General features: G+C 64.0%; 13 protein-coding genes. 6 read left to right on the top strand and 7 right to left on the bottom strand.

Annotated features, from left to right (window positions below; genetic code table 11):
- Window positions 1–18: 18 nt before the first annotated feature.
- The 3 genes from waaA to C6V82_RS09000 are packed head-to-tail and all read right to left on the bottom strand — an operon-like array spanning window position 19 to window position 3840.
- Window positions 19–1308, bottom strand: coding sequence for a lipid IV(A) 3-deoxy-D-manno-octulosonic acid transferase (gene waaA, locus C6V82_RS09010; RefSeq protein ID WP_102587631.1), 1290 nt, complete (start codon window positions 1306–1308; stop codon window positions 19–21).
- Entirely contained in the window at window positions 1308–2738 is a 1431-nt protein-coding gene (gene hldE, locus C6V82_RS09005; protein WP_102587630.1) for a bifunctional D-glycero-beta-D-manno-heptose-7-phosphate kinase/D-glycero-beta-D-manno-heptose 1-phosphate adenylyltransferase HldE, read from the bottom strand. Before hldE ends, waaA begins: the two co-directional genes overlap by 1 nt.
- A complete protein-coding gene (locus C6V82_RS09000) occupies window positions 2728–3840 on the bottom strand; it encodes a glycosyltransferase family 9 protein (protein ID WP_102587629.1) in 1113 nt (370 codons plus the stop codon). The genes hldE and C6V82_RS09000 overlap by 11 nt, the downstream gene beginning before the upstream one ends.
- Between C6V82_RS09000 and C6V82_RS08995 the strand changes: the two genes are divergently transcribed.
- Window positions 3839–4564, top strand: coding sequence for a 3-deoxy-D-manno-octulosonic acid kinase (locus C6V82_RS08995; protein WP_102587628.1), 726 nt, complete (start codon window positions 3839–3841; stop codon window positions 4562–4564). The genes C6V82_RS09000 and C6V82_RS08995 overlap by 2 nt on opposite strands.
- Here the strand turns inward: C6V82_RS08995 and C6V82_RS08990 are convergent.
- Window positions 4540–5676, bottom strand: coding sequence for a glycosyltransferase family 4 protein (locus C6V82_RS08990; protein ID WP_229843140.1), 1137 nt, complete (start codon window positions 5674–5676; stop codon window positions 4540–4542). The genes C6V82_RS08995 and C6V82_RS08990 overlap by 25 nt on opposite strands.
- 38 nt (window positions 5677–5714) lie before the next feature.
- Here C6V82_RS08990 and C6V82_RS08985 point away from each other — a divergent pair, with 38 nt between their 5' ends.
- Window positions 5715–6815: a glycosyltransferase family 9 protein gene (locus C6V82_RS08985; protein WP_102587627.1), complete on the top strand. Its 1101-nt coding sequence runs from the start codon at window positions 5715–5717 to the stop codon at window positions 6813–6815.
- Here C6V82_RS08985 and C6V82_RS08980 read toward each other — a convergent pair.
- Window positions 6766–7548: a glycosyltransferase family 2 protein gene (locus tag C6V82_RS08980; protein ID WP_102587626.1), complete on the bottom strand. Its 783-nt coding sequence runs from the start codon at window positions 7546–7548 to the stop codon at window positions 6766–6768. The two genes, C6V82_RS08985 and C6V82_RS08980, sit on opposite strands and share 50 nt — an antisense overlap.
- Window positions 7549–7694: 146 nt before the next feature.
- Between C6V82_RS08980 and C6V82_RS08975 the strand changes: the two genes are divergently transcribed.
- Window positions 7695–9368: a sulfatase-like hydrolase/transferase gene (locus C6V82_RS08975; protein WP_229843139.1), complete on the top strand. Its 1674-nt coding sequence runs from the start codon at window positions 7695–7697 to the stop codon at window positions 9366–9368.
- A 10-nt stretch (window positions 9369–9378) separates the two neighbouring features.
- Here C6V82_RS08975 and waaF read toward each other — a convergent pair whose 3' ends face one another.
- Together waaF and rfaD are read right to left on the bottom strand one after the other, a co-directional pair.
- The gene (gene waaF, locus C6V82_RS08970) at window positions 9379–10428 is read right to left on the bottom strand and encodes a lipopolysaccharide heptosyltransferase II (RefSeq protein ID WP_102587625.1); all 1050 of its coding nucleotides are present in this window, start codon (window positions 10426–10428) and stop codon (window positions 9379–9381) included.
- Window positions 10421–11377, bottom strand: coding sequence for an ADP-glyceromanno-heptose 6-epimerase (rfaD, locus tag C6V82_RS08965; RefSeq protein WP_102587624.1), 957 nt, complete (start codon window positions 11375–11377; stop codon window positions 10421–10423). Before rfaD ends, waaF begins: the two co-directional genes overlap by 8 nt.
- A gap of 97 nt (window positions 11378–11474) precedes the next feature.
- Here rfaD and glyQ point away from each other — a divergent pair, with 97 nt between their 5' ends.
- From glyQ to gmhB, 3 genes are all read left to right on the top strand, one after another.
- The gene (gene glyQ / locus C6V82_RS08960; protein WP_102587623.1) at window positions 11475–12452 is read left to right on the top strand and encodes a glycine--tRNA ligase subunit alpha; all 978 of its coding nucleotides are present in this window, start codon (window positions 11475–11477) and stop codon (window positions 12450–12452) included.
- A complete protein-coding gene (gene glyS / locus C6V82_RS08955; protein WP_102587622.1) occupies window positions 12452–14518 on the top strand; it encodes a glycine--tRNA ligase subunit beta in 2067 nt (688 codons plus the stop codon). The genes glyQ and glyS overlap by 1 nt, the downstream gene beginning before the upstream one ends.
- Before the next feature lie 186 nt (window positions 14519–14704).
- A complete protein-coding gene (gene gmhB, locus C6V82_RS08950) occupies window positions 14705–15271 on the top strand; it encodes a D-glycero-beta-D-manno-heptose 1,7-bisphosphate 7-phosphatase (protein ID WP_229843138.1) in 567 nt (188 codons plus the stop codon).
- Window positions 15272–15455 lie beyond the last annotated feature (184 nt).

The following is a 15455-nucleotide window of genomic DNA, read 5'->3' as shown; positions in this document are numbered from 1 at the left end:
CCAACAAGAAGTGAGTGCTTACTCACCATCGATAAGCCTGGCCAGGCCATCCGTGGTGCGCGCCAAGGCACCGCGATTGGCCTCGACCACCTGCCGCCCGGCCTTGGCAAGCCGTGCCCGCTCCTGGGCATCGTTGAACAGCCGCTCGAGCGTCTCGGCAAGATCCTCGGCATCGCTGACCTCCACCAGGGCATTGGCGTTGCGCAGCACCTCGGCGACATCGACGAAGTTGGCAATCTCGGGGCCACTCAGCACCGGAACCCCCATTGCCGCGGGCTCCAGCAGGTTGTGGCCACCGATGGGCACGAGGCTACCGCCAACGAAGGCGAGATCCGCCGCGGCGTAGAGCGACAGCAGCTCGCCCATGGTATCGCCAAGGTATACGGCGGTATCGGCACCGGGCCATTCAGCGCGTGAGCGCCGCGCCACCGCAAGGCTTGCGTTCTCGCACAACGCGGCCACCGGCTCGAAGCGATGGGGATGGCGTGGTACCAGGATCAACAAGGCATCCGGCAGATGCTTACGCAGGCGGGCATGTGCCGCCAGCAGCTGTTCATCTTCGCCGGCATGGGTCGAGCCCGCCACCCACACGGGACGCCCACGCAAGCATGTCAGCAAGGACTCACCGACCTTGATGGACCACGCATCCGGGGTGATATCGAACTTCAGGGAACCCACCACGGCGATTTTCGATGCTGGCATGCCGAGGGCCTGAAAGCGCTCGGCGTCGGCTGCCGACTTGGCGGCCAGCCAATCGACATGGCCAAGCGCTTCTCGCATCAACGCGGCCACGCGCCGATATCCCCGGTAGGCGCGCGGCGACAGACGGCCATTGGCCACCATCACCGGCACCCCCTGGCGCTGGCAGGCGTGCAGCAGGTTGGGCCATAGCTCGGTCTCGAAGAACACCGCCACGACCGGGTCGAGACGTTCCACAAAGCGCCGCGCCGCGCCAGGAAAGTCCAGCGGCACGAAGCGGTGAATCAATCGCACGGGGGCGTTCCCGTCATCCTGGGCGTCGACCAACGCCAAGACCCGTTCGGCGCCGGTGGCAGTCATGGTAGTGACGGTGAGCCGGTGAGCGGGGTAGCGCGCCAGCAGTGCCTGGATCAATGGCCTGGCGGCCTGGACTTCGCCCACCGATGCGCAGTGCAGCCAGATCATGCGCGCACCGGGTGGCGTTGGCGGAATCAGGCCGAGCCGCTGGCGCCGTGGGTGGGTGAGTACTTGCTCACTCCATATGCGCCGCCAGATGAGGGGTGAAGCGCCATACAGGGCCGCCGAATAGAGGTAGCGTCCCCAGCCCATCAGGTCTCGCGGTCGAGGATGGTGGAAATCATCGCGGTGGTGGATACGCCATCCTCGAAGCCCAGCACACGAACCTCACCCCCCGCGGCGCGTACCGCTTCACCCCCGGCGATCTGCTCGGGGCGGTAATCACCGCCCTTTACCAGCACATCGGGCAACACGGCCTCGATCAGGCGTTGAGGGGTGTCCTCGGCGAAGGACACGACCCAGTCCACGGCCCCCAGGCCCGCCAGCACCTGCATGCGCCTGAGCAGCGGGTTGATAGGCCGCTTGGGCCCCTTGAGCCTGCCGATCGAGGCATCGTCATTGACCGCCACGATCAGCCTGTCACCGAGCTTGCGGGCCTGCTCCAGGTAGGCGACATGGCCGGCATGCAGGATATCGAAGCAGCCATTGGTCATCACCACCCGCTCGCCGCGCGCCTGGGCGGCGCGCACCGCCTCGATCAACGCAGGCGCCTCGATCACGCCGAATTCGGCCAGCTTGTCGCCTTGCAGTGCGGTGTAGAGCTCGGCGATCGAAAGCGTCGCGGTACCGGGCTTGGCCACCACCAGGCCGGCGGCGAGGTTGGCAAGGGTCATCGCCTCGGGGAAGCCGTGGCCGGCGGCCAGCGCCAGGCCCAGCACGCCGATCACGGTATCGCCGGCGCCGGTGACATCGAACACCTCGCGGGCGCGAGTCGGCAGATGCAGCGGCTCATGCCCCTCGCGAATCAGCGTCATGCCCTTCTCGCTGCGGGTGATCAGCAGTGCCTCGAGCTCGAGCTCGGCGCGCAGCGCCTCGCCACGCCTGGCCAGTTCGGCATCATCACGGCAGTGGCCAACCACCGCCTCGAACTCGGTGAGGTTGGGGGTGATCACGCTGGCCCCATGGTAGCGGTGGAAATCGCTGCCCTTGGGGTCCACCAGCACCCGCTTACCGGCGGCTCGCACCTGGCGGATCAAATCCTCGACACGGTTGAGCGTACCCTTGCCGTAGTCGGAAAGAATCACCAGGTCGCAAGCCGGCAGCGCCTCGGCGACTCGAGCCTCGAGGCCCGAGGTATCGACCTCGCCGAGTCCTTCCTCGAAGTCGAGACGGATCAGCTGCTGGTTGCGGCTCATCACCCGCAACTTGGTGATCGTGGGGATACCAGGGCTGCGATCGAAGTGAGTGCTCACTCCGGCATCTTCCAGACGCCTCACCAGGCGGTCAGCATTGTCATCGTCACCGACCAGCCCGGCCAGGGCCGCGTGGGCACCAAGCGAGGAGATGTTGAGTGCCACGTTGGCGGCACCACCGGGGCGATCCTCGGCTTCGTCGACGCGTACCACCGGCACCGGCGCCTCGGGGGAGATTCGTGACGTGGCGCCATGCCAGTAGCGATCGAGCATCACATCGCCCACCACCAGCAGGCGCGAGTGTTCCAGAGCGGTCAGGTCAAGCTTCATGGGCGCGGGACTCCATGTCCGGTGGGGCTGGCGGAGGGGTATGGGGCTGCGCGAGGATGGCCTCGAGGCGTTCGATGACATCCTCGCTTCCAATCAGTGACATGGCATCGGGATGTCGCACCCGCTGGCCCCAGGAGATCGACTCGAGAGGCTGGTGCAGAAAGGCCTCCACCGCATCCGGGTAGCGGTTGACCACGTAATCCCGCCACAGATAGGGCGCCGCCCGATCGGGGTTGGTGGTGGCATAGAGCCCGACCACCGGGGTGCCCAGAGCATTGGCCATGTGCACTGGCCCTGAGTCAGGGGCCACGGTAACCCGGGCGCGCTGTATCAGCGCCAGCAAGCCCTTCAGCGACGAGGCGCCGATGGCATCGATTGTCGACTGGGCGGGGCTCAATGCCTGGATGCGTGCGCCCATCTCGCGCTCCTGGGTGCTGCCGCCCCCGGTGAGCAGCGTCTTCAGGCCGTGCTGCTCCCACAGATGGCCAGCGAGCGTCGCGTAGCCTTCCGCCGACCAGTTGCGAAAGTTGCGCAACCGCGGATTGGCACACGGGCTGATCAGTACATAGGGGGAATCGCCGGTCAACGCCATGGCTTCGCGGTGGGCCGAGGGTGGCACGGGCAGATCCCAGGCGAGAGAGAGATCCTCGACGCCCAGCAGCCGCGCGAAATCGAGAAAGGATTCAAGTACATGGGCACGCGGGTGCGGCATCAGTTGGCGGTGGGTGAACCAGTGCTGACGATCCTTGGCGCGGTCCTTGTCGTAACCCACTCGAACCGTTGCCTTGAGCCCCAGCGAGAGGACGCTTGCTCGCACCGCTTGCTGCATGTGCAGCAGCACGTCGAAGCGGGTGTCGGCGAGCTCACGCCACAGTGCGCGCATCCCGGCAAGCCCGCTGGCCTTGTCGTAGACCACGAACTCGACCCCGGTAAGGCCGGCCAGTAGACTGTGCTCGCCCTTGCCGATGATCCAGGTGATGCGCGCCTCGGGCCACTGGCGCTGCAGGGCACGTACCGTGGGGACGAGGTTGCACACATCGCCCAGGGCGGAGAGACGCAGCACGCCAATGTGGCGAGGTTGGGCGGGCAGAGGATGCTTCATGCGCTTGGCAACACTTCGAACGGGAAAGAGTGTCATTCTATATGATGCGGACAGTTTATGTGACGCCGGCAAGGCGCCACAAATCGGCCCGCCTACCTTCGACCCCGACACCTGGCGGCAAGCGGGCCGAGTGACTGGCGAAGCGCCAGGGCGCGGGGCCAGCCTGTTCCTTGCGCCCCCTGGCGCGAGCGACGAGGCATGGGTGCTACGCCGCTATCGTCGAGGCGGCCTGGTCGCACGGCTCAGCGAGTCACGTTACCTGTGGACCGGGCTCGAGCGCACCCGCGCCTTTCGTGAGCTTCGCCTGACCGCCACCCTGCATGAGCGCGGCCTGCCGGTGCCCCGCCCCGTGGCGGCCGAGGTGACACGCCATGGCATGACCTACCAGGCCGCCCTGATCACCGTGCGTATTGCCGGGGCACGGGCACTTGCCGAGTGTCTCATCAACGGGGAAGCCGACGATGCCTTGCTACAGCGTGTCGGCGCCACCGTGCGCCGCTTCCATGAGGCCGGCCTGGACCATGTCGACCTCAACGCCCGTAACCTGCTGATCGATGAAGACGGCGTCCCCTGGCTGATCGACCTGGATCGCTGCCGACTGCGCGCGCCAGGCGCCTGGCAAGCCAGCAACCTCGAACGCCTGGCGCGTTCGCTCGAGAAATTCGACGCCACCGAGGCCATGACGGCGATCCGCCAAGGCTACGAGGCGCCGGCGCCCTCCTGATATTCGCCGATCAGCGCACCGACATGGGCCGCCAGGGAGAACTCGTCGAGCACACGCTGCCTCGCGGCGTTTCCCAGGCGCTCGCGCAGCGCGTGGTCGTCGGCAAGCTCGGCCATGGCTGTCGTCCAGGCCGCGGGTGAGCCGGGGTCGGCGAGACGGCCGGTTTCCCTATCGAGCAATTCGGGAATCGCCCCGCTGTCGGCACCGATCACCGCCTTGGCGGCGGCCATCACTTCGATCACCGTCAAGCCGAAGGCTTCGTTGCGGGATGGCACACAGACGATATCCAACGCTTCGAACAGCCTCGGCAGATCGCGTCGAAAGCCGGTGAAGGTCACGCGGTCGGCAAGCCCGAGTGTCTCGCTCAGCGCCTTGAGCTCGGCCACATAAGCCTCGTCGCTGCCCTCACTGACCGCCAGCCCACCGATCAACACCCCGTGCCAGGCAAGGCCGGGGCGCGCATGTTGCAGTCCGCTCAGCGCCTCGAGCCAGGTGTCCTGGCCCTTGCCGTGGGTCAGGCGACCCGGCATGCCGATGGCTATGGCGCCATCGGGTATGCCCAGCTCGCGGCGCAGCCCCTCGCGCTCCTTCAGGTCCAGTCGCGGGGCATAGGGGGCTGGGTCGATGCCCAGATAGAGGCGCCGAATACGTTCGGCGGGAAGCGGAAAGGCCTGGAGGTTACGGGCCCGGGTCGCATCACTGATCGACAGCAACCGGGTCACCCGGCCGTACGCCCAGCGGTGGTAGAGATCACGCTTGGGGCGTGTCACCCCCATGTGATCGGTGAACAACAGCCGCAGCGAGGGCCGCAGGGTGGCAAGCAAGGCGCCAAGACGGAGATCACTGGACTTGTGGCAATGCAGCACACCGATGTCGTGTGTCGCCAGGTAAGCGAGGATGCGTCTCACGCCGAGCAGCGCGCGGCCTTTCGAGGCCACGGTCAAAGGCGTGATGCCCGCGTCACGCATGCTGTCGGCGACTCGCGAGCCGCTCAACGCCAGGCCGTACACCTGCCACCCTTGCCGAGCGAGCTCGGGTATAATCCGGGACGGATACATTTCCAATCCGCCCCAGCCGCTGGAGAGACACAGCTGCATGACCTTGTGCGACAAGGTTGACTCCTTTGCGTTGACGGGGCCCGGGAGCCCGAATGACAGCGACGACCATGGCACCGCGCGAATCATCCCCGCACCTGCTGGTAGTGCGCAACGACAAGCTTGGCGACTTCATGCTGGCCTGGCCGGCTCTGGCCCGCCTCAAGTCCGCCAGCCCCACTCCCCGCGTGAGTGTCCTGGTGCCGGCCTACACCGCCCCCATGGCGCATCTTTGCCCGTGGGTCGACGACGTCATCATCGACCCGGGCGAGGATGCCGGGCGCGAGGCTCATCGCGAGTTGCTCCGCACCCTCAAGCGTCAAGGCTTCGATGCCCTGCTGACGCTTTTCTCGACCCCTCGAATCGGCTGGCTGGGGTGGCGAGCCGGAATCCCCATGCGCCTCGCCCCGGCCACCAAGTGGGCACAGATATTCTACAACGCCCGCATCCGTCAGCGCAGATCACGATCCGAGCGACCGGAGTACGTCTACAACATCGAATTGGCCGACAAGCTGGTCGAGGCGCTTGGGCTCGTGGCGGGCGAACCCGTCACTCCCCCCTTCTGGCCGCTGGATGACGCGGTGCGAAAGCGCGAACGGGCACGCATCGCAGCTGAGCTCGGCCTGCAGGAAGCACGCCCCTGGTGCTTCCTGCACGGGGGAAGTGGCGGCTCCGCCGTCAATCTATCGGCACAGCGCTATGTCGAGCTGATACGCGGCATCGAGAGGCATCTCGATGCCGACTCCCCGTCCCCCCACTGGATCCTTACCGCTGGCCCCGGCGAAGAAGCGGTCGCCGAAACGATTCGCGAGCCACTCGAACTAGCGGGCATTTCGGCCCACCGCCTGCCCCCGCGCCAGGGGCTCGATGACTTCGCCTTGAGCCTTGCGGCGGCCGACCTGTTCATCGCCGGCTCCACCGGCCCCCTGCACATCGCCGGCTGTCTGGACCTGGCCACGGCCGGCTTCTATCCGTCGCGGCGCTCCGCCACGCCGCTGCGCTGGCAGACCTGCAACACCGACGATCACCGTCTGGCTTTTTGTCCACCCATTGAGGCGGCGGAGCAAGACATGGCGAGCATTGACCTGGCGGCGGCGTCAGAGGCCATCAGTGCCCTGCTGAGGCGTCTTGTGGCGGAGCAGGCGTCCGAGTCCTGACCCATAGATCAGCGTACTTGGCGAAGGTCGAGTGCGCCGAGAGCAGCGCCAGCAGCAATCCCTGGCGTCCATCCAGAAATCCCGCCTTGAGCAGATACATGCGCACGAAACAGCCCACGCCATGCAGGAGACCATCGGCCAGACTGCCACGCTTGCCTCGCGCGACTCGCTGCTCGGCCCAGGCCTCGGCGTAGTGGGCCGATTTTTCCAGATAGTGGCGCAGGTCACGGTAAGTGAAATGCAGCAGGTCACCCTCGAGAGGCTTCACGGGAAGTGCATGAGGGTTGCGCAGCTTCTCATGCACCAGCGCGTCGTCATAGCCCGCCCGGCCACGCGGATAAAGCCGTGCCACCCGGTCGGGGTACCAGCCGGAATGGCGGATGAAAGCGCCGAAGCACCAGGAGAGTCGCGGTAGCGTGTAGATCGCTTGCGTGCCCTCGTCGAGGGCGGCCTGGATGCTCTCGCGAAGGGCCGGCGTGACCCGTTCGTCGGCATCGACCATCAGGATCCACTCGCTCTCCACCAGGGCTTCTGCACGCTGGCGCTGCACACCGAAGCCTTGCCAGTCATCGTTCACCACCACCTTGTCGGTAAACTCTCGCGCGATCTCCTGGCTGCCATCCTGGCTGCCGGCATCCAGGATCACGATCTCATCTGCCCAGCTCAACGCTTCCAGGCAGGCACGCAGGTGGGCTTGCTCGTTCTTGACGATCAGCACGGCGGCAATCGACATCGGCGATCCTTGCGAGTGAATGGGCGAATTCCAGTGTAATCGTTGCCCGATCCAGCACCAAGCGAGCCTCTGGGGCATCACGGCCATTCGCCTGGCGTCGTTTGCTTGCTAAGCTGTGTACCAACACACTCTGCTGCGAAGCCTCGATGACCCGTCAATTGACCCACATGCTGATCCACCAACCCCGTTGGTGGGCAATGCTGACCATCGGCTTGTGCCTGGGCTACACCGTCATGACCGTAACCAGCCTGGCGCCCTGGGTGCTCGCCCCCGTTGCCATCGGCTGGATGGGGCTTGCCTGGCTGCTGCGCTGGGGCAAACCAGCCAACGCCAGACCCAGCAGGAAGGTCTGGCCCTGGTCACTGCTGCCGATCGCCCTGATGGGGCTTTATGTCTACCTCTCCGACAGCTTCGGTATCGTCGAGCTTGGTGCCATCACCTTTCATCTTCAGGCCGGCATGGCGGACCATGGAGGTAATGACCGCATGCTGGCGGCCATTCTCTACTGCCTGTCGATGCTTGCCCTGCTGGTCTCCTTCACCTGGCTGGTTCGCCATGATCACCGCTGGCGCCTCGGCGAACGCCTGCTGGCGCTTGCCCTGCTGGCGGGTAATCCCCTGTTCTACGGCATGACGCAGCGTGGTGCGGCCATCGTCACCGATGATGGCGCCTGGCTGAATCGTCGCTATGTCGAGCCGGCGATTCTCGAGGCCCCCGAACGCCCCCCCAACCTGCTGATCCTTTACCTGGAGAGTATCGAGCGCACCTATGCCGACCGCTCACGATTCGGCGATGCCTATGCTCACTTGTCGGCCCTGGGTGAGCGCGCCCACGTGTTCGAAGGCGTGCGACAGCTCGACAACACCGGCTGGACCATGGCGGGGATGATCGGTAGCCAGTGCGGCACGCCTTTGATGCCCGCCGGGTTACTCCACGACAGCCAGTTCGAGCCGCTCGAACGCGTGGTGCCAGGGGTGGACTGCCTGGGTGACCTGCTGGCCGATCAGGGCTATCGACTGACCTTCATGGGCGGTGCCAGCACCACCTTTGCCGGCAAGGGCGTGTTCTACGAAGACCATGGTTTCAATGAGGTACTCGGGCGCGAGGAACTGCGCCCACGGCTGGACGATCCCGAGTACGTCAACAACTGGGGGCTCTTCGACGACTCGCTGTACGACATGACGCTTGCCAAGATCCGTCAACTCGATGGTGCCGATACCCCCTGGGGTCTGGTCAGCCTCTCTATCACCGGCCATGCCCCGAACGGCTACCCGGCACAGGCTTGCCTGGACCGCCAAGGCGAATTCGACGGCATCGATATTCTCTATTCGGTAGAGTGCTCAGGCTGGCTGGCGCGTCGCTTGATCGAGCGTTTGGAGGACGAGGGGCTTCTGGACAACACCCTGGTCGTCGTCGCCAGCGACCACCTGACCATGCGCGTATCGGTTTGGGACCAACTGATCCAGAGCGAGCGAGACAATACCTTCATGCTGCTCGGCGATACCATCGAGCCTACACGCAGCCATCGCGAGTCCTCGATCATCGATGTCTTCCCGACGATCCTCGAAGCCATGGGCTTTCGCATCAATAATCATCGTGCCGGGCTTGGCACGTCACTGCTGTCGAATCGCTCTACCTTGCTCGAGCGTCACGGAATGGATGAGCTGGCCGAGCGCATGCGCGAGGAAACCGGGCTTCAGCAGCGCCTGTGGGAGGGCCTGGTGCCGGCAGGTGCCGAAAGCGATGCGGAGGAGCCTGCACCGCAGGTCGTCGAAACCCCGCAGGACGCCACCGAGGAAGAGCCTGCCGAGGTCCAGTAAGCCTGCAGGCTCACCCTCTGGCGAGCACATCACGCTGCCAGGCCTGCATCGCGCTCAGCACCCGCTGCGGAGACAGTTGGTTGAGACAATTCGTATGCCCCAGTGGGCAGGTACGCTGAAAACAGGGCGAACAGGACAGCGCCAGGGTATGAATCTCGGCATTGTCGGTCAGCGGTGGCGTGTAGGCCGGTGACGATGACCCATAGATCGCCTGGATGCGGGTGCCCACCGCCGCTGCCACATGCATCAGCCCCGAGTCATTGGTGACCACCTGGCGGCAATCCGCCAGCAGGTCGACCGCATCGGCCAGCCGGGTCTTGCCACACAGGTTGTGCACGCGCGACAGGCCCTCGCTGATCACCTCGCCGGCGGGCTGGTCCTTGGGCCCCCCCAGTATCCGCACTTCGTAGCCTTCGGCGACCAGCCGCCCAGCCAGCTCCCGAAAATGTGCCAGCGGCCACTGCTTGGCCGGACCGTACTCTGCGCCTGGCATCATGCCGATGGCCGGTCGCGACGACAGCCCATGCGCAAGACGCAGTTCGATCAAGTTGTCATGATCGACCGCCAGGCAAGGCCTCGGAATCGCCAAGTCACCCACCGCCGCCTGGTCGGGCGTCACCCCCAGCGCCACGAACCGCTTCACTGTCTGGTCGAGCACGCGCTTGTCGAGCGTGCGGCGGTCATTGAGCAGCACATAACGCTGCTCTCCGATAAAGCCGGTTCGCCGTGGAATGCCGGCAAGCCATGGCACTAGTGCCGATTTCCACGACCGCGGCAAGACGATGGCTCGGTCAAAGCGGCCTTTCAAGGAGCGTGCCAGGGCACGCCTGGCACGCCATCCGAACTCTCCATGACCGGCCTCGAGGCTCGCCACCTCATCGACTTGTTCCATACGCTCGAGAATCGGCGTCGACCAGGCCGGGGCCACTACCCCGATATGGCATCCCGGATGCCGCGCCTTGAGCGTCATCAGCAGGCTCTGCGCCATCACCATGTCGCCCACCCAGGAAGGGCCAACGACCAGAATTCGCTCGCCGCTCTTGCCTGGCGCCTCAGCCATTCAGCCACTCCAGATAGTCCTTCACGCCTTCGGCCACGGTCCGAAACTCGCGCGAATACCCTGCCTCGCGCAGGCGGGAGATATCGGCGCGCGTGTAGCTCTGATAACGCCCCTTGAGCTCCTCTGGAAAGTCGATGTACTCGATCTGGCCGCGCCCGTAGTAATCGGTCACCGTCTCGCCGATGGCCTTGAACGGCTCGGCGCGCCCCGAGCCCAGGTTGAAGATGCCGGACTGCCCGGGGTGGTCGAGAAACCACAGGTTCACGTCCACCACATCCCCCACGTAGACGAAATCGCGGCTCTGCATGCCCGCCTCGTAACCGTCCCAGGCACCGAACAGCTTGAGATCCTGCCCGGCGCTGATCTGGGTATGGTGATGGTAGGCGACGCTGGCCATCTTGCCCTTGTGCTGCTCACGGGGGCCATACACGTTGAAGTAGCGAAAGCCCACCACCTGGGCCGTCAGCTCGTTCCAGCGTTCGCGCACGTACTGGTCGAACAGCAGTTTCGAGTAGCCATACACGTTGAGGGGCTTCTCGTGCTCAGGGGCTTCCACGAACACCTCGCTACCGCCATAGGTAGCCGCCGAAGAAGCATAGAGAAAGGGGATACCCTCGCGTTGACAGAAATGCAGCAGCACCTTCGAGTACTCGAAGTTGTTGTCGAGCATGAAGCGGCCGTCCCACTCGGTGGTATCGGAACACGCCCCCTCATGGAAGATGGCCTCGATGGGCGGCAGGTTGGACGCCTCGCCACGCAGCGACGCCTCCACGCGCGCACGGAAGTCATCCTTGTCGAGATAATCTCCCAGGGTGCAGTCCGCCAGGTTGACGAACTTGGTGCCGTCGGACAGGTCGTCGACCACCAGGACGTCATTGCGGCCACGGGCATTGAGTGCCTTGACCAGATTCGAGCCGATGAAGCCGGCTCCGCCTGTCACTACGATCATGAAGGATTCCTCTGTCTCGTGAGAGCGCCTATAACCGATCTGCCTGTGATTGTATACTTGACGCCCTGTGAATTCATGGCCAACGGTGCATCCCGCGATGACTCTCTCGACACAAACGTCGACCTCACCTTCAGGGTCGACCTTCCAAGGCTTGATTCTCGCCCTGCAGCAATACTGGGCCGAACAAGGCTGCGTGATTCTTCAGCCGCTGGACATGCAGGTCGGTGCCGGCACTTTCCATCCGGCTACCTTCCTGCGCTCTATCGGCCCCGAGAGCTGGAATTCCGCCTACGTACAGCCCTCACGTCGCCCAACCGATGGCCGCTATGGCGAAAACCCCAACCGGCTGCAGCATTACTATCAGTTCCAGGTGGTGATGAAGCCTTCTCCCGCCGACTTCCAGGAACTCTACCTGGGTTCGCTTAGGCACTTGGGTATCGACCCATTGGCCCACGATATCCGCTTCGTCGAGGACAACTGGGAATCCCCGACCCTCGGTGCCTGGGGGCTGGGCTGGGAAATCTGGCTCAATGGCATGGAAGTGACCCAGTTCACCTACTTCCAGCAGGCCGGCGGACTGGAGTGCTACCCGGTAACCGGCGAGCTGACCTATGGGCTCGAGCGCATCGCCATGTACTTGCAGGACGTCGACAGTGTCTATGACCTGATCTGGACGGTCGCACCCGACGGCACCAAGGTCACCTACGGCGATGTCTACCTGCAAAACGAGCGAGAGCAATCCGCCTACAATTTCGAGCACGCCGATGTGCCCGCATTGTTCGCCGACTTCGACCACCAGGAACGCGAGTGCACCAAACTACTCGAAGCGAGCCTGCCGTTGCCCGCTTACGAACAGGTGCTCAAGGCATCCCATACCTTCAACCTGCTGGATGCGCGCCACGCCATCTCCGTTACCGAGAGACAGCGCTATATCCTCAGGGTTCGCACCATGGCGCGTGACGTGGCGAAGGCCTATTTCGAATCGCGCAAGGCCGCTGGTTTCCCGCTGGCACCAGAAGGCCTGCGCCAGGAACTGCTGGCAGCAGACGCGCCAGCCGACAAGGGAGATGCGTGATGGCTACCAACACCCTACTGGTTGAACTGGGCGTCGAGGAGTTGCCGCCAAGCGCCATCGATACCCTCTCCGATGCACTGGCTGACGGCATCCGTCGTGGTCTTGCCGACGCCGATGTTGGCCATGGCCACGTCCGCGCCTATGCCACCCCGCGCCGCCTCGCAGTGATGATCGATGAGCTTGTCGACAAGCAACCCGACCGCGAAATCGAGAAGCGCGGCCCGGCATTGGCTGCCGCCTTCAAGGATGGCAAGGCCACCAAGGCCGCCGAAGGTTTCGCCCGTTCGTGTGGCGTCGAGGTCAGTGACCTTATTCACCTCGAAACCGACAAGGGCACCTGGCTTGGCTTTCGCGAACAGCAACTCGGTGACCCGACGACGTCGCTGCTGCCCGCCATCGTCGAGAAGGCCATCAATGCCCTGCCAGTCCCCAAGAACATGCGCTGGGGTGCCTCCAGGGTCGAGTTCTCGCGTCCCGTGCATTGGCTGGTGATGCTCTACGGTGACCAGGTGGTCGAGGCAAGCGCCCTGGGCCTGAATGCCGGTCGTACCACGCGCGGCCATCGCTTCCATGCACCAGAAGCCATCGAACTCCTCCATGCCGACGACTACCTGGCGTCACTGGAGAATGCCTGGGTGATCGCCGACCGCGACAAGCGGCGCGAGCGCATTCGCGAGCAGGTACTGGCCGAGGCGGAAGTTCAGGATGCCGTCGCGGTCATTGACGAGGACCTGCTGGTCGAGGTCAGCGGCTTGGTGGAGTGGCCGGTGGCGCTCACCGGCAGCTTCGACGAGCGCTTCCTCGAAGTGCCCGCCGAGTGCCTGATCTCCTCGATGAAGGCCAATCAGAAGTACTTCCACCTCCTGGATGATCAGGGCCGTCTCAAGCCGTTGTTCATCACCATCTCGAACATCGACAGCAGCGACCCGCAACTGGTGATCGAAGGCAACGAGAAGGTGATTCGTCCGCGCCTGGCCGATGCCGCCTTCTTCTACGACACCGACCGACGCCGCCCCCTAGCCGATCGCATCGAGAGCCTGTCGGGGGTGGTGTTTCAGAAGCAGCTCGGCACCCTGGCCGACAAGGCACACAGAAACGCGGCCGTCGCCGCCTTCATCGCAGGCCGCATCGATGGCGACGTCGCCCATGCACGGCGCGCCGCCGAGCTTGCCAAGTGCGACCTGGTCACCGAAATGGTGCTCGAGTTCCCTGAGCTCCAGGGAATCATGGGTCGCTACTATGCCACCCACGATGGCGAGCCGGACGAGGTGTCACAGGCTCTGGAGGAGCAGTACCTGCCCCGCTTCGCCAGCGATGACATTCCCGCCACGCGCACTGGGCAGGCACTCGCGCTGGCGGACAGGCTCGATACGCTGACCGGCATCTTCGGCATCGGCGCCCGCCCCACCGGGACCAAGGACCCCTTTGCGCTCCGTCGTGCCGCTATCGGAGTGCTCAACATCCTGATCAAGGGTGAACTCGACCTGGACCTGCGCGAGCTGCTGGAACTGGCCGCTGCGCAGCATCAGGAGCTTCCCTACGCCAAGGGCCTGGTGGATGAGGTGCTTGGCTACATGCTCGACCGCTTCCGCGCCTGGGGCCAGGAAGAAGCCATTGGCGCCGAGGTCTATCTCTCCGTTCGTGCTCGTCCCGTCACGCGTCCGCTGGATTTTGCCCGCCGCTTGAGGGCGGTGAGTGCGTTCGCCCAGCGCCCTGAGGCGACAGCCCTTGCCGCAGCCAACAAGCGGGTGACAAACATCCTCGCCAAGCAGAGCGGCGACGTGGCAAGCACGGTCGACGATTCACTTATCCAGGAGCCGGCCGAAAAGGTGCTTCATGATGCCGTCAAGGCTCAGCATGCCGCCGTCATGCCGCTGTTTTCCGAGGGGCGGTATCAGGATGCCCTGGATGCCCTGGCCAACCTGCGCGAGCCGGTGGATGCCTTCTTCGATCAAGTGATGGTCATGGCCGACAATGACGCAGTGCGCAACAACCGCCTAGCCTTGCTGTCCAGCCTGCGTGCTCTTTTCCTGGAAGTCGCCGATATCGCTGAGCTTCAGCAGTAACCGGAGTTTGTAGCGCCTCATAACCGGCGAGTCAGGCATGACTCGCCGGTTTTTTAGTCTCTACATCGCGTTATTCAGGCATCGATGTTTCACGTGGAACATCGGGGTTCGATATCTTCTTGGCAGGCCATGTTTCACGTGAAACACTGCGCCATTCACAGCATCAAGCAACGTTGGAACCACGCCATGCCCTCCCCCGAAAGGCTCGTCATCCTCGACCGCGATGGTGTCATCAACCAGGACTCGGACAGCTATGTGAAGAGCCTCGACGAATGGTTGCCGTATCCAAGTGCAATCGAGGCCATTGCACGCTTGTGCCGTGCAGGCTGGTCAGTTGCCGTAGCGACCAACCAATCCGGCATCGCTAGGGGCTATTTCGATATCGATACACTTGATGCCATGCATCGGGTACTGATGCGTCTAGTGAATCAGGCTGGAGGACAGATTGACCACATTGCCTACTGCCCTCATGGCCCCGATGATGGCTGCAAGTGCCGAAAACCGCTACCCGGCTTGCTCGAAGAGATTCGCGATACACTCGGTTTGGAGACTCTGAAAGGAAGCTGGATGGTGGGAGACAGTCTTCGTGACCTTCAGGCCGGTGAGCCCATGGGTTGCCACGGCGCATTGGTAAAGACAGGCAAGGGAGAGAAAACGCTAGCCAAAGGCGTTGGGCTCGATAACGCTGTAATTTTCGACGACCTCTCAGCGTTCGTGGACTGGCTGCTCGCTGGTGGGCAATCGTCAACATAAGCAAACCCGCAGTAAAGCATAGGCACTTGGGCAAAGCCCGTGAGCCTGGCTACATCTTCAACCACGCCATCTGCGCACAAGAAAAAGCCCCTACGGTATTGTCCGATAGGGGCTTTTACATCGTCATCGAGAGGTGGTACTGAAGCCAAGCTGCTGAATGGCTGATTTCCTTTCAGCGATGTTT

This window comes from Halomonas urumqiensis (assembly GCF_003028575.1).
In the GTDB taxonomy this organism is placed as follows: domain Bacteria; phylum Pseudomonadota; class Gammaproteobacteria; order Pseudomonadales; family Halomonadaceae; genus Halomonas; species Halomonas urumqiensis.
Note: the sequence above shows the minus strand (reverse complement) of the source record. Positions and strands in the feature narration are given on the sequence as shown.

Excerpts from the sequence above, each read along its gene's own strand:
- C6V82_RS08985 (WP_102587627.1), top strand. The coding sequence starts at position 5,715 with ATGACAGCGACGACCATGGCACCGCGCGAATCATCCCCGCACCTGCTG.
- glyQ (WP_102587623.1), top strand. The coding sequence starts at position 11,475 with ATGACTCTCTCGACACAAACGTCGACCTCACCTTCAGGGTCGACCTTC.
- hldE (WP_102587630.1), bottom strand. The coding sequence starts at position 2,738 with ATGAAGCTTGACCTGACCGCTCTGGAACACTCGCGCCTGCTGGTGGTG.
- gmhB (WP_229843138.1), top strand. The coding sequence starts at position 14,705 with ATGCCCTCCCCCGAAAGGCTCGTCATCCTCGACCGCGATGGTGTCATC.
- glyS (WP_102587622.1), top strand. The coding sequence starts at position 12,452 with ATGGCTACCAACACCCTACTGGTTGAACTGGGCGTCGAGGAGTTGCCG.
- waaA (WP_102587631.1), bottom strand. The coding sequence starts at position 1,308 with ATGGGCTGGGGACGCTACCTCTATTCGGCGGCCCTGTATGGCGCTTCA.
- C6V82_RS08995 (WP_102587628.1), top strand. The coding sequence starts at position 3,839 with ATGCGCTTGGCAACACTTCGAACGGGAAAGAGTGTCATTCTATATGAT.
- C6V82_RS08980 (WP_102587626.1), bottom strand. The coding sequence starts at position 7,548 with ATGTCGATTGCCGCCGTGCTGATCGTCAAGAACGAGCAAGCCCACCTG.
- C6V82_RS08975 (WP_229843139.1), top strand. The coding sequence starts at position 7,695 with ATGACCCGTCAATTGACCCACATGCTGATCCACCAACCCCGTTGGTGG.
- waaF (WP_102587625.1), bottom strand. The coding sequence starts at position 10,428 with ATGGCTGAGGCGCCAGGCAAGAGCGGCGAGCGAATTCTGGTCGTTGGC.
- rfaD (WP_102587624.1), bottom strand. The coding sequence starts at position 11,377 with ATGATCGTAGTGACAGGCGGAGCCGGCTTCATCGGCTCGAATCTGGTC.
- C6V82_RS09000 (WP_102587629.1), bottom strand. The coding sequence starts at position 3,840 with ATGAAGCATCCTCTGCCCGCCCAACCTCGCCACATTGGCGTGCTGCGT.